This is a genomic window from Brevundimonas sp. GW456-12-10-14-LB3, from assembly GCF_059424365.1.
Genome location: NZ_JBWKZJ010000008.1, coordinates 1 through 12,946 on the forward strand (window position 1 = coordinate 1; position 12,946 = coordinate 12,946).

General features: G+C 66.8%; 12 protein-coding genes. 1 reads left to right on the forward strand and 11 read right to left on the reverse strand.

What is annotated here, in order from left to right:
* Nucleotides 1-1,101: PHP domain-containing protein (locus tag AC07XS_RS05180; RefSeq protein ID WP_182713785.1), on the reverse strand; the 1,101-nt coding region annotated here is incomplete at its 3' end.
* A 489-nt stretch (nt 1,102-1,590) separates the two neighbouring features.
* Between AC07XS_RS05180 and msrA the strand changes: the two genes are divergently transcribed.
* A complete protein-coding gene (gene msrA / locus AC07XS_RS05185) occupies nt 1,591-2,223 on the forward strand; it encodes a peptide-methionine (S)-S-oxide reductase MsrA (protein WP_182713786.1) in 633 nt (210 codons plus the stop codon).
* Nucleotides 2,224-2,620: 397 nt separating this feature from the next.
* Here msrA and AC07XS_RS05190 read toward each other — a convergent pair whose 3' ends face one another.
* The 10 genes from AC07XS_RS05190 to AC07XS_RS05235 form a co-directional block, all read right to left on the reverse strand.
* Entirely contained in the window at nt 2,621-3,322 is a 702-nt protein-coding gene (locus AC07XS_RS05190; RefSeq protein WP_182713787.1) for an ABC transporter ATP-binding protein, read from the reverse strand.
* Nucleotides 3,315-4,601, reverse strand: coding sequence for a lipoprotein-releasing ABC transporter permease subunit (locus AC07XS_RS05195; RefSeq protein WP_182713788.1), 1,287 nt, complete (start codon nt 4,599-4,601; stop codon nt 3,315-3,317). Before AC07XS_RS05195 ends, AC07XS_RS05190 begins: the two co-directional genes overlap by 8 nt.
* Nucleotides 4,598-5,914, reverse strand: coding sequence for a proline--tRNA ligase (gene proS / locus AC07XS_RS05200; RefSeq protein ID WP_182713789.1), 1,317 nt, complete (start codon nt 5,912-5,914; stop codon nt 4,598-4,600). Before proS ends, AC07XS_RS05195 begins: the two co-directional genes overlap by 4 nt.
* 77 nt (nt 5,915-5,991) lie before the next feature.
* Nucleotides 5,992-6,258 carry a DUF1467 family protein gene (locus tag AC07XS_RS05205; RefSeq protein WP_054765548.1) on the reverse strand — a complete coding sequence of 89 codons (267 nt, stop codon included), beginning with the start codon at nt 6,256-6,258 and terminating at the stop codon, nt 5,992-5,994.
* 143 nt (nt 6,259-6,401) lie between these two features.
* Nucleotides 6,402-6,740 (reverse strand): DUF3088 family protein, encoded by a 339-nt coding sequence (locus AC07XS_RS05210; protein WP_182713790.1) that lies wholly within the window; start codon nt 6,738-6,740, stop codon nt 6,402-6,404.
* Between the two features lie 49 nt (nt 6,741-6,789).
* Entirely contained in the window at nt 6,790-8,463 is a 1,674-nt protein-coding gene (locus tag AC07XS_RS05215) for a ribonuclease J (RefSeq protein ID WP_182713791.1), read from the reverse strand.
* Nucleotides 8,464-9,243 carry a type III pantothenate kinase gene (locus tag AC07XS_RS05220; RefSeq protein ID WP_182713840.1) on the reverse strand — a complete coding sequence of 260 codons (780 nt, stop codon included), beginning with the start codon at nt 9,241-9,243 and terminating at the stop codon, nt 8,464-8,466.
* The gene (locus AC07XS_RS05225) at nt 9,240-10,004 is read right to left on the reverse strand and encodes a biotin--[acetyl-CoA-carboxylase] ligase (protein ID WP_182713792.1); all 765 of its coding nucleotides are present in this window, start codon (nt 10,002-10,004) and stop codon (nt 9,240-9,242) included. The genes AC07XS_RS05220 and AC07XS_RS05225 overlap by 4 nt, the downstream gene beginning before the upstream one ends.
* A gap of 4 nt (nt 10,005-10,008) precedes the next feature.
* Nucleotides 10,009-11,451 (reverse strand): NADH-quinone oxidoreductase subunit NuoN, encoded by a 1,443-nt coding sequence (gene nuoN / locus AC07XS_RS05230; RefSeq protein WP_182713793.1) that lies wholly within the window; start codon nt 11,449-11,451, stop codon nt 10,009-10,011.
* Nucleotides 11,452-11,459: 8 nt separating this feature from the next.
* Complete coding sequence (locus tag AC07XS_RS05235; protein WP_182713794.1) at nt 11,460-12,944, reverse strand: NADH-quinone oxidoreductase subunit M; 1,485 nt, start codon at nt 12,942-12,944, stop codon at nt 11,460-11,462.
* Nucleotides 12,945-12,946 lie beyond the last annotated feature (2 nt).

Below are 12,946 nucleotides of genomic sequence, written 5' to 3' on the forward strand. Positions count from 1 at the left end.
GCCCCGCCCCGGCCCCACCGGGATGCCGTGCTCCTTGGCCCATTTGATGAAGTCCGACACGATCAGGAAATAGCCGGGGAAGCCCATCTGCTGGATGATGCCGACCTCCCATTCCAGCCGGGTCCAGTAGTCTTCCTCCGGCACGGCGGGCGGGACCTGCTGAAGACGGAGCTTCAGCCCCTCGCGCGCCTGGTGGGCCAGTTCGTCGGCCTCGGACCGCCCCGCCCCGGTGTCGAAGCGCGGCAGGATGGGCGCATGGGTCTTGACCAGGAAGGCGCAGCGCCGGGCGATGTCGATGGTGTTGTCGCAAGCCTCGGGCAGGTCGGCGAACAGGTCGCGCATGGCCTCGGCCGACTTGAACCAGTGTTCGCCGGTGATCCGGCGGCGGTCCTCCTGGCCGGTGAAGGCGCCGTCGGCGATGCACAACAGGGCGTCGTGGGACTTCGCCTGGGCCGCCTTGGCGTAATAGACGTCGTTGGTGGCGACCAGGGGCGCGTCATTGTCATAGGCCCACTGGACCAGACCCGGCTCAGCGCGCCGTTCGTCCTCCAGGCCGTGGCGCTGAAGCTCGACATAGAAGCGGTCGCCGAAGACGGACTTCATCGCCGCCAAGGCGGCGGCGCCCTCCCCGAACTTGCCCTGGGCGAACAGGGGATCGATCGGGCCGTCGGGGCCGCCCGACAGCAGGATCAGACCTTCGGAGCGGGCCGCCACCATGCTCCAGGCCACGCCCGGCTCGGCCATCTCGCCGGCCTCCAGATAGGCCGCCGAGGACAGGGCGCACAGATTGCGCCAGCCCGTCTCGTTCTGGACCAGCAGAACCACCGTCGGCGTCTTGGCCCAGCGCGCGGCCTGCTGACCGCCGATCCCCAGGACCGGAAGGGCGCAGCCGACGATGGGCTGGACCCCGGCGTCCTTGGTGGACTGGCTGAACTCCAGGGCGCCGAACAGGTTCGAACGGTCCGTGATCGCCACCGCCGGCATGCCCGCCTCGGCCGCCATCTTGCCCAGCTTGCCCGCCTTGATCGCGCCTTCCAGCAGGGAATAGGCCGAGCGGACCCGCAGATGGACGAAGCCCTGACTGTTCACCGTTTCGCTCACTGCACCTTCCGCCTCTCGCGTCGCCGATCAGGGCGCGCACGCCATCTTGGACCGAGTCTCACATCGTCGCGCGCGGGGACACCGCAAACCGCCCCAGAGGCGGGCGATCCCGGCCCCGGCTGTGGATAGAGGCTTGGGCCGGTCGTGGAAAAAACAGTGTCCGAACTGTCCGATCTGTCCGAAACCTCCGCCTAAGTCTTTGATCTATTGAAAACCGACAATCGGACTGTCCGGTGATCTGTCCGATTTCAGGCGGCGGTGACGCTGAAGGCCAGGGTCCAGACCATCCAGACGAAGCCCCCGCACGAGGCCAACGACAACAGGTCTCTCATCAAACGCGGCATTGCGGCTCATCCTCAATGAATAATGTTCCCTTCTTGTTCTATGTTCACCTCTTGTTCGCGTCAACCCCACACTTATCCACAGGGGCGTTCCGTACGAAACCACTCACGCGCGTCCGTCGTATGTAGAGCAAGCAGGGAGACGACCATGCTCAAATCAAAGATCCGCCCGACCGGCGTCGGAGCCATCGTCGCGGGACTCGTTCTGCTCGCCCTGCCCCGTGCGGCGGCCGACGCCCAGGCCCGCGACGCGCCTCGATTTCAGACGGCGGTCTTCGCCGGAGGCTGCTTCTGGTCTGAGGAAAAGGCGTTCGACGGCCTGCCCGGCGTCCGGTCGGCGGTGTCGGGCTTCGTCGGGGGCCATAGGGCCAATCCCACCTATGAACAGGTGGTGCGCGGCGGGACCGGCCATATGGAGGCCGTCCAGGTGACCTTCGATCCGCGCGTGGTCAGCTATCGCGCCCTGGTCGACCGCTACTGGCGCACGATCGACCCGACCGATCCGGACGGACAATTCTGCGACCGAGGCCCCTCCTATCGAACCGCCGTCTTCGCCACGGCGGATCAGCGCGCAGCGGCGGTGGCTTCGCGCGATGCGGCCATGCGGGTGCTGGGCAAGAGCTTCACCACCCCGGTCGTCGGGGCTCAGCGGTTCTGGCCCGCCGGCGCGGAGCACCAGGACTACGCCCGCCGCCACCGCGCCCACTACGAAGCCTACCGCCAGGGCTGCCGCCGGCCGCAAAGCCTGCGCGCCATCTGGGGCGACGCGGCTGTGGGGTGAGGCAGGCGGGCCTTCAGTAGGCCTAGGGCCAATCGACATTGGGCCTGCCGCCGTCCTGCCGGGCGGCGCGCAGCCGCCAACCCAGGAGAAGCGCCTTGGGCGTTGAAGACTCTATTCCATTGAGTGTCGGTCTTCCATTGAGTGTCGGTCTTCCTTCCCGCGTCAGCGGAAGGGAAAAACGTCTGGCGGCGGAACGCCGATTGAGGATGGGTTCATCACAACGGGGCACGACGAGGTCACGGCGGACACGGCGCGTTCCGATGGCGTCGTGACCGTTGTGGATCCGCCGTGATCGCTGTGATGAACCCGCTCGCCGCATCAAGGCCCTTTGACGCGGGAAGAGCGGCCTGACCGCAGTAAGCTGAATGTCGATTGAACCTAGCTCAGTAGGCCTAGCTCAGTAGGTCTGGCTCTGGGCCGCCCGTTCTTCCAGATGGCCGTCCCTCAGGGCGAAGACGCGGTCCATGTGGCCGGCCAGCTCCATATTGTGGGTGGCGATCAGGGCGGCGACGCCCGTGGTCTTGGCCAGGTCGCGCAGGGCTTCGAACACGGACTGGCTGGTGCTCGGGTCAAGATTGCCCGTCGGTTCGTCGGCCAGCAGCAGGCGGGGCCGGTTGGCCAGGGCGCGGGCGATGGCGACGCGCTGTTTCTCGCCGCCCGACAGCTGGGCCGGCTGGTGGGTCAGGCGTTCGCCCAGACCCAGGGCGGTCAGGGTCTCCTCGGCCTGTTTGCGCGCCTGGGCCTGGCCCATGCCGGCGATCCGCATCGGCAGGGCGACGTTGTCGCGCGCGTCGAACTCGGCCAGCAGATGGTGGAACTGATAGACGAAGCCGATGCGCGACAGACGCAGGCGGGTGCGGGCGCGCTCGTCCAGATCGCCCACCATTTCGCCGTCGATGGCGACCGTGCCCTCGGTCGGCCTTTCCAACAGGCCGGCGGCGTGCAGCAGGCTGGACTTGCCCGAGCCCGAGGGACCGATCAGACCGACGATCTCGCCGGGCATGACGTCCAGATCCACGCCCTTCAGCACGGTCAGGCCGCCGCTCGCGGTGTCATAGGTGCGGGTCAGGCCGCGCACCGACAGGATGGGACTACTCATAGCGGAGCGCCTCCACGGGATCGATGCGCGAGGCCGTCCACGACGGCGGCAGGCTGGCCAGGCAGCTCATGCTGAAGGACAGCAGGGCGACCCAGGTCACGTCGACGGGATCGACTAGGGCCGGAATGGCGTCCAGCTGATAGACGTCGGCGTTGAACAGCTGGACCCCCAGGATGGCTTCCAGGGCGTGCTGGATGGCGCCGATGTTCCAGCAGAACAGCAGGCCCAGCACCAGACCCGCTACGGTCCCGGCCACGCCGATCAGGGCGCCGGACATGAAGAAGACCCGCAGGATCGAAGACTGGCTGGCGCCGACGGTGCGCAGGATGGCGATGTCGCGCGTCTTGTTCTTCACCAGCATGACGATGCCGGAGATGATGTTCATCGCTGCGATGGCGACCACCAGACCCAGGATAATGCTCATCGCCACCCGCTCGACCTTCAGGGCGCCGTAGAAGGCGGCCAGACGCTCGCGCCAGTCGCTGACGACCGAGCCCGGCCCGGCCGCGTCGCGGATGGCGGGGGTCAGTTCGCCGACCCGGTCGGGGTCATCGACCTTGATCTCGATCGCGTCCCACACGCCTTCCTTCCCGAAGAAGAGCTGCTGCTGTTCCAGCGGCATGAACAGGAAGGCGCGGTCGAAATCGGCCGTGCCCGAGCGGAACAGACCGCCGACGAAATAGGTCTTTTCCAGCCCGCCCAGATTGCCGAAGGCGCTATCGGCTCCGGTGGGCGAATAGAGGGTGACGGGATCGCCGACCCGCAGGCCCAGGGAATTGGCCAGGGCCGCGCCCATCAGGATGCGGTCGCCGCCATAGGCGCCCTTGCCGAAGTTCGCCCGCTCCTGGGGCGTCAGGCTGTCGAAGACATATTTGGTGGTGGCCAGGTCCTGGGGCCGCACGCCGCGCACCATGGCGCCGGTCGTGAAGTTGCCGACCCGGACCAGGCTCTGGCTCTCGTTCAGAGGGGTGACGCTGGCCACACCGGGGACTGCTGCGATCCGCTTAAGGGCGGCGTCGCGATCTTCCGACGTCAGGACCGGGCCCTGGACGTACATATGGCCGTTGAACGACAGCATCCGGCCCAGCAATTCGGCGCGGAAACCGGACATGATGCTCATGACGCTGATGAGCACGGCGACGGCCAGCATGATGCCGATGAAGCTGATCACCGCAATGGTGGCGACCCCGCCCTCCTTTCGCTTGGCGCGCAGGTAACGGAGGGCGAGACCGATCTCCCAGGCGGAGAAGGGGCCGGAGGAACGGGCTGGAGGGTTCAAGCCGTCAGCCTTTCGATGGCTTCGGCCAGGGGCACGGAGACCTTTTCACCGGTGGCGCGGCGCTTCAGCTCGACCACCCCGTCCGCCAAGCCCTTGGGACCGATGGTCAGCTGCCACGGCACGCCGATCAGGTCGGCGGTGGCGAACTTGCCGCCCGGCCGTTCGTCGGTGTCGTCGTAGAGCACCTCCTTGCCCCGCTTCTCGAGCTGAGCGACCGCGTCCTCGCAGGCGGCGGAGACGGCGTCGTCATTGGCGCGCAGATTGATCACCACCACGTCGAACGGCGCCACGGCGTCGGGCCAGATGATGCCGCCCTCGTCGTGGCTGGCTTCGATGATGGCGCCCAGCAGGCGCGACACGCCGACGCCGTAGCTGCCCATGTGGACATTCGCGTCCTGGCCGTCGGGACCGGCGACGCGGGCCTTCATCGGCGCCGAATATTTCTCGCCGAAATAGAAGATGTGGCCGACCTCGATGCCGCGCGCCGACAGGCGATCGCCCTCGGCGGTCTCGGCCTCGAACCGGGCTTCGTCGTGCATTTCCTCGGTCGCGGCGTAGAGGGCGGTTCGTTGATCAACGATTGACTGAAGATCATCCCAGTCCACGTCCGCGCCCGGCGCCGGCATTTCGACCAGCTTCTTATCGCAGAAGACCGCGCTCTCGCCGGTCTCGGCCAGGACGATGAACTCGTGGCTCAGGTCGCCGCCGATCGGGCCGGTGTCCGCGCGCATCGGCACGGCCTTCAACCCCATGCGGGCGAAGGTGTTCAGATAGGCCACGAACATGCGGTTGTAGGCCTTGCGGGCCGAGGCCTCGTCGACGTCGAAGGAATAGGCGTCCTTCATCAGGAACTCGCGGCCGCGCATCACGCCGAAGCGGGGGCGGCGCTCGTCGCGGAACTTCCACTGGATGTGAAACAGGTTCAGCGGCAGCGACTTGTAGGACTTCACATAGGCCCGGAAGATGTCGGTGATCATCTCCTCATTGGTCGGTCCGTACAGAAGTTCGCGTTCGTGCCGGTCGGTGATGCGCAGCATCTCGGGGCCGTAGGCGTCGTAACGGCCGCTCTCACGCCACAGGTCGGCCAGTTGCAGGGTCGGCATCAGCAGTTCGACCGCCCCCGCCCTCACCTGCTCCTCACGGACGATCTGCTCGATCTTGCGCAGCACCTTCAGGCCCAGCGGCAGCCAGGCGTAGATGCCGGCGGCCTCCTGCTTGATCATGCCGGCGCGCAGCATCAGCTGGTGCGAAACAATCTGGGCGTCCGAAGGGGCTTCCTTCAGCGTGGGCAGGAAAAAGCGCGACAGGCGCATGATGGGGAATCCTAGGCGTAGAGACAGACCAAGGCTTTAGCCGCTGGACCGGGGCGAAAGCTAGGCCGGGATGGCGTTTAGAGAGCCGGGGCGCGCGAGAAGTCCGGCAGGGGCAGCCAGCCGGTGAAGATCAGCACCATGACGAAGGCCCAGACGATCACCGACACCCAGGTGGTGGTGAGGAATTTGCGTTTCAGATTCGGCGTGGTCGGGGCGCCCCATTGGGCGCCGTCGGTCGGCGGGGTGTGGGTCTCGCGCGAGGTTCCCAGCGGAAGGACCGCGAACAAAACCGTCCACCAGACGATGATGTAGATGCCGAACATGGTGGCGGGGCCGATGGGCATGAGACCTCCTGTCGGAACTTTAGCGTCCGGTTGAAACCGATCTAGAGGATCAGCCTCCCCACGACGAGTCCCCGCCATGCCGCAGATCAGCCAGGCATACAGCCTTGCCTGGAAGAGATCGACTGCAGGACCCAGCCGCGCCCTCAGGGATGCGGCCGACCGATCCCGTAGCGGGCCGCCAGATAGGGGGCGATGGCGTGGTCCTGGAGGAAGCGGCGGCCGGTGACTTCGCTGACCTGGGCCTCGGGCCAGTCCAGTTCGCCGTCCAGGATCAGGATCGGGCAGCTCTGATGCGCCTCGCCGACCTCGGCGACGACTGGCGCGCGCGGCCGGGGGTGGTCCAGATAGACCACCTCAAGCGCCTCCCGCAGCTGGGGATAGAAGGCCAGGACGCCCTCGATATAGGCGCCGGGCGGACAGAACCAGGGCCCGCCCTGATCGTCGTGCCAGTCGGGGTTCAGCAGGAAGAGTCGTTCGGCCATGAGCGCGATATAGATCGGCTCATGACCGGAGCGCCAGCGGAAGGCACCGTCAGACCCGCAGGACGACCGTCTCGACGATGGGACGGCGATCCCAGATCTGCTGGCTGGCCTTCTTCAACACGCGGGCGACGGCCTGTTCAATGACCAGTTCGTCCTCCAGGGCCTCGCCCTTCAGGCTCTTGACCACCTGCTCGACCCGCTCGGCCAGATTGTCCAGGGCGTCGCCCAGAGGCGTGGCGGTGTCGCCCGGCAGGCCGACGCTGCGGATGTCGATGTCGCTGACGATCCGGCCCCGCTTGTCCAGGGCGAAGCTGACGATCAGCACCCCGTTGGTCGAGGCGTGGCGACGCTCCTTCAGGGCCTCGCCCTGTTCGGTCACCAGCATGCCGCCGTCGACATAGAGCCGGCCGTTCGGCACTTCGTCGATGATCTGCGCCGGACCAGGCGCCAGGCGGACCATGTCGCCGTTGCGCGGGGTCACCGTCTCCTTGACCCCGACCTCCTTGGCCAGGTTGGCGTGCTCCAGCAGGAAGCGGCGCACCCCGTGGGTCGGAACCGCGATCTGCGGCCGGACCCATTCGTACATTTGCTTCAGCTCGTCGCGGCACGGGTGGCCGGAGACGTGGATGCCGGGGTGATCCTTCTCGGTGTAGAGGCGCACGCCCCGGTCCGCGAGACGGTCCTGCAGATTGCCGATGGCCAGTTCGTTGCCGGGGATCTGGCGCGACGAGAAAATGCAGTGGTCGCCGAGGCCCAGTTTCACGACGGGGTGCGTGCCGTCGGCGACGCGCGACAGGGCCGCCCTCGCCTCGCCCTGGCTGCCGGTGCACAGGTACAGGATCTGGTCGGCGGGCCAGACGCGCGCCTCCTCGTCCGACAGGAAGGGTTTCACGTCCTGCAGCATGCCGACGTGTTTGGCGGCGGCGGTGATCCGGTGCATCGACCGGCCAGCCAGGGCGACGCGACGCCCGCACGCCTCGGCGGCGCGGATGACGCTGTCCATCCGCGCGACGTTGGAGGCGAAGCATCCGACGGCGACCCGGCCCTTCAAAGTCGAGATCAGCTTGGCCAGGGCCACGGCCACGTCGCCTTCCGACCCGGCCACGCCCGGCACGAAGACATTGGTCGAGTCGCAGACCATGGCCAGGACGCCTTCGTCGCCCAGGCCTCGGATGGTCGGGGCGTCGGTCTTGGTCCCGATGACCGGTTGGTCGTCGATCTTCCAATCGCCGGTGTGGAAAACCAGGCCCAGAGGGGTGTCGATGGCCAGGCCGCTGGGCTCGGCGATCGAGTGGGTCATGTTGACGAAGGTGACGCCGAACGAGCCTATGTCGACGGTTCCGCCCAGCGGCACCTCGATCAGTTCGACCTCGTCCAGAATGCCGCGCTCGCGCAGCTTGTCGCGGATCAGATAGGCGGTGAAGGGCGTGGCGTAGACCGGCGCCTTCAGGCGCGGCCACAGCCAGCCCAGGGCGCCGATATGGTCTTCGTGCGCATGGGTCAGGACGATGCCCTTGATCGTCTCCCCTTCCAGATAGGTGGGGTCCGGCACGATCACGTCGACGCCAGGCGTCGACAGATCGCCGAAGGTGACGCCGACGTCGACGATCAGCCATTCACGATTGGCCTCTGGCCCGAAGCCATAGGCGTTGAGGTTCATACCGACCTCGTCCGAGCCGCCCAGCGGCAGGAAAACGAGTTCGTCTTGGGTTTGCTTTTTCATTCAGTCCGTCAAATGGGCGTTACGACGCCAGATTTCGAGGAGGCCGCGGATAGTCAGGTCGGGATCGAAGTGATCGATGCTGTCGGTCGCGCCTTCGAACAGGCTGGCGACCCCGCCGGTTCCAATGACGGTCATGGGCCGCGCCCATTCCGCCTTGATGCGCGCGACCAGGCCTTCGATCAATGAGACATAGCCCCAGAAGACGCCGGACTGCATGGCCTCGACCGTGCCCCTGCCGATCACATGCTCGGGCTTCTGTATGGCGATGCGCGGCAGTTTGGCGGCGGCCTCGTGCAGGGCCTGGAGCGACAGATTGATCCCCGGCGCGATCAGACCGCCCTCGAAGGCGCCGTCGTCGGCGACGATGTCGAAGGTGGTGGCCGTACCGCTGTCGATCACGATCAGGTCGCCGGGATAGACAAGCTTGGCCCCGATGGCGTTGACCAGACGGTCGGCGCCCGCCTCGCTGGGCTTGGCGATGCGGACGTCGATGCCGAGCTTGGCGTTTTCGCCGATCACCAGGGGTTCGATGTTCAGATAGCGGCGCGACAGGTTGCGCAGGTTGAAGATCGATTGCGGCACCACGCTGGAGATGATGCAGCCGGTCAGGGCGGCGAACTGCAGCCCCTTCATGACCATCAGCTGGTTCAGCCAGACGGCGTACTCATCCGCAGTGCGGCTGGCCTCGGTGGCGGCGCGCCACTGGGCGATCCAGTCCGATCCGTCGTGCACGGCGAACAGCGTATTGGTGTTGCCCTGTTCGATGGCCAGCAGCATCAGGCGGCCCCCGCCTGAGTTCCTTGGCCGAAGAAGACGTCGCCGGCCGAGATCAAACGCACCGAACCGTCGGCCAGACGCAGGCGCAAGGCGCCATCGGCCTCTACCCCCTCGGCCAGGCCCTCCAGGGTTTCATTGTCCAGGCGGGCGACGCACGGGCCGTTCAGCCCGGTCAGGCGGCTGGTCCAGGCGTCCAGCACAGGCTCGAAGCCCAGGGTCTGCCAGCGGCCCCACCAGACGGCGAAGGTCTCGGCCAGGATCTCGGCGGCGGCCTCGATGGGAGGAGCGAAGGCCAGGTCGGCGCGCAGACGCTCGGCGACCGCAGTCGCGCCGCGCTCCGTATTGTCCGGCGCATGGGCCAGGTTCACGCCGATGCCGACGGCCAGCCACAGGTCGCCGTTCGCATGGGCGCCGGACTCGACCAGGATGCCGGAGACCTTGACCCCGTCCAGCAGGACGTCGTTCGGCCATTTGATCGAGACCAGGGCCGGCGAGACGAAGACGTCCAGCAGGTCGGCGACGGCCAGGGCGGCGACGAAGGTGGCCTGGGCCGCCTCGGCCGCCGACTTGGGCGTGGTGATCAAAAGGGTGGCCGCCAGGTTGCCCTGTTCGGTCTCCCACTTGCGGCCGCGGCGACCGCGACCGGCGGTCTGGCGCCGAGCCACGATCCAGCGCGGCCCGGCTTCTCCGGCCTCGGCGAGACGCCGGGCCTCGGCGTTGGTCGAGTCGATCTCGTCGAGGATGACCAGGGGGGCGGGCGTCAACGCCCTAACCGTTCCCGAAGCCGGCGCTCGCAACCTTGGTCAGCGGCTCCAGCCAGGTCAGACCGACGATCACCAGGGGGAAGGCGAAGGCGGCGCAGGCCCAGCCGATGACGTTGGTTTCCGGCGAGGCCTTGTCCATCGCGATCTCATCCATGGGCGCATCGAACCACATCAGCTTGATGATCCGCAGATAGTAGAAGGCGGCGACGACCGAGGCGACCAGACCGACAGCGGCGACCGGCCACAAGCCGGCGGAGGCAGCGGCCCCGAACACATAGTATTTGGCCCAGAAGCCCGACAGCGGCGGCATGCCCAGCACCGACAAGGACAGGACGGTCAGGGCCACAGCGGTGACCGGACGATCCTTCTTCAGACCGGCGAGATCGGCGACGCGTCGGATCGGGCGGCCCGACTTGGACAGGCTGAGCAGGATGGCGAAGAAGCCCAGTTGGTCGATGACATACAGGGTCATGAACATCAGCATGGCCTGAAGGCCCGCACTGGTGCCCGCGGCGATGCCCAGCAGGGCGTAGCCGATGTTGGCGATCGACGAATAGGCCAGCAGACGCTGGATGTCCTTCTGGGCGATGCCGCCGAAGGCGCCGACCACGAAGCTGAGCAGGGAGATGGCGATCAGGACCTGCGACCACTGGGCGTGGGCCTCGGCGAAGCCGCCTTCCAGAACCCGGGCGATCAGGACCATGGCGGCCATCTTGGGCGCGGTGGCGAACAGGGCAACGACCGGCGTCGGCGCGCCTTCGTAGACGTCGGGCGTCCACATATGGAAGGGGGCCGCCGAAACCTTGAACGCCAGGCCGCAGATCAGGAAGACCAGGCCAAACACCAGGCCCGGGCCCGGATGGTCCTGGGCGAAAGCGGCGATGTCCTCAAAGCGCATCGAGCCGGCGAAGCCGTAGATCAGACTGGCGCCGTACAGCAGCAGGCCGGACGACAGGGCGCCGAGCACAAAATACTTCAGGCCCGCTTCCGACGCCTTGGCGTCGTCGCGGTGGAAGGCGGCCAGGACGTACAGGGCCAGCGAATGCAGCTCGATGCCGACATACATGGAGATCAGGTCGCCCGAGGAGGCCATCATCCCCATGCCGACCGCCGCGAGGACGATCAGGACCGGATATTCGAACTTGGCGATGCGGGTGCGCTTCATCCAGCCGTCGCCCAGCACGACGGCCACGGCGGCGGACAGATAGATGACGCTCTTGCCGTAGATGGCCAGCGGGTCGGCCACATAGGCGCCGTTGAAGGCGACGCCCCACGGTCCCATGACGGCGATGGCGGCGGCGGCGATCAGCAGCAGGACCGACAGGATGGACACCAGCCGGGCGCTCTTGTCGCCGATGAAGGCGCCGACCATCAGCAGGACCAGGGCGCCGACCGCAAGGGTCAGCTCCGAGGCGGCGAGGTGCAGGGCGGAGGACAGATCAGGCATGCTTGGTCTCACCCGCCGATCGCGGCGCGATAGGCGCTGGTCAGGGCCTCGACGGCGGGCCCGGTGTAATCGAGGACGGCGGCCGGATGGACGCCCAGCCACAGGGTGCCGACGATCAGCGGCACGAACAGCGCAAGCTCACGCTTGTCGATGTCGGCGATGGTCATCAGCTTCGGATTGGTGATCTCGCCGAACATGACCGAACGATACAGGGTCAGGGCGTAGACCGCCGAGAAGATGACGCCCGAGGCCGCCACCAGGGCCGCCCAGGTCGAGGCCCGATAGGCGCCCGTCATGGTCAGGACTTCGCCGATGAAGCCCGAGGTGCCCGGCAGGCCGACATTCGCCATGGTGAACATCAGGAAGATGGCGGCGAACCAGGGCATGCGCGACGTCAGGCCGCCGTAGAAGGCGATCTCGCGCGTGTGCATCCGGTCATAGACCACGCCGACGCACAGGAAGAGCGCGCCCGAGATCAGGCCGTGGCTGATCATCTGGAAGACGGCGCCCTGCATGCCCTGGTCGTTGCCGGCGAAGATGCCCAGGGTCACAAAGCCCATGTGGGCGACCGACGAATAGGCGATCAGCTTCTTGATGTCCGTCTGACGCCAGGCGACCAGCGAGGTGTAGACTATGGCGATCACCGACAGGGTGAAGACCAGGGGCCGGAACATCTCGGACGCGACCGGGAACATGGGCACGTTGAACAGGATGAAGCCGTAACCGCCCAGCTTCAGCAGGATGCCGGCCAGGATGACCGAACCGGCCGTCGGCGCCTGAACGTGGGCGTCGGGCAGCCAGGTGTGGACCGGCCACATCGGCATCTTCACCGCGAAGGAGGCGAAGAAGGCCAGCCACAGGATGGGCTGAACGGCGGGGCTGAAGGCGTACTGCTTCAGCTCCGGAATGCTGGTGGTGCCGGCGGTGTGCGACATCCACAGCATGGCCAGCAGCATCAGCACCGACCCCAGCAGGGTGTAGAGGAAGAATTTGTAGGCCGCGTAGATCCGGTTGGCGCCGCCCCAGATGCCGATGATCAGGAACATCGGCACCAGGGTGCCTTCGAAGAAGATGTAGAAGAGATACAGGTCCAGGGCCGTGAAGACGCCGATGACCAGGGTCTCCAGGATCAGGAAGGCGATCATATATTCGACGACGCGCGTCTCGATCGACTTCCAGCTGGCCAGGATGCAGATCGGCATCAGGAAGGCCGTCAAGAGGACGAACAGGATCGAAACCCCGTCGACGCCCAGATGATAGCTGGCCCCGGCGAACCAGGGGACCATCTCCACGAACTGATAGGCGGTGTTCGACGGATCGAAACCGGCGACCAGCACGACCGAGACCCCCAGGACGACCAGGGTCGTCAGCAGAGCGATCCAGCGCGCGGCCGGGGCGGCGGCGTCCTGGGACTTGGAGGCCAGCCGGGCGAGATAGATCGCCAGGGCGCCGACCAGCGGCAGGAAGGTAACGAGGCTCAGGATGTAGGGCACGG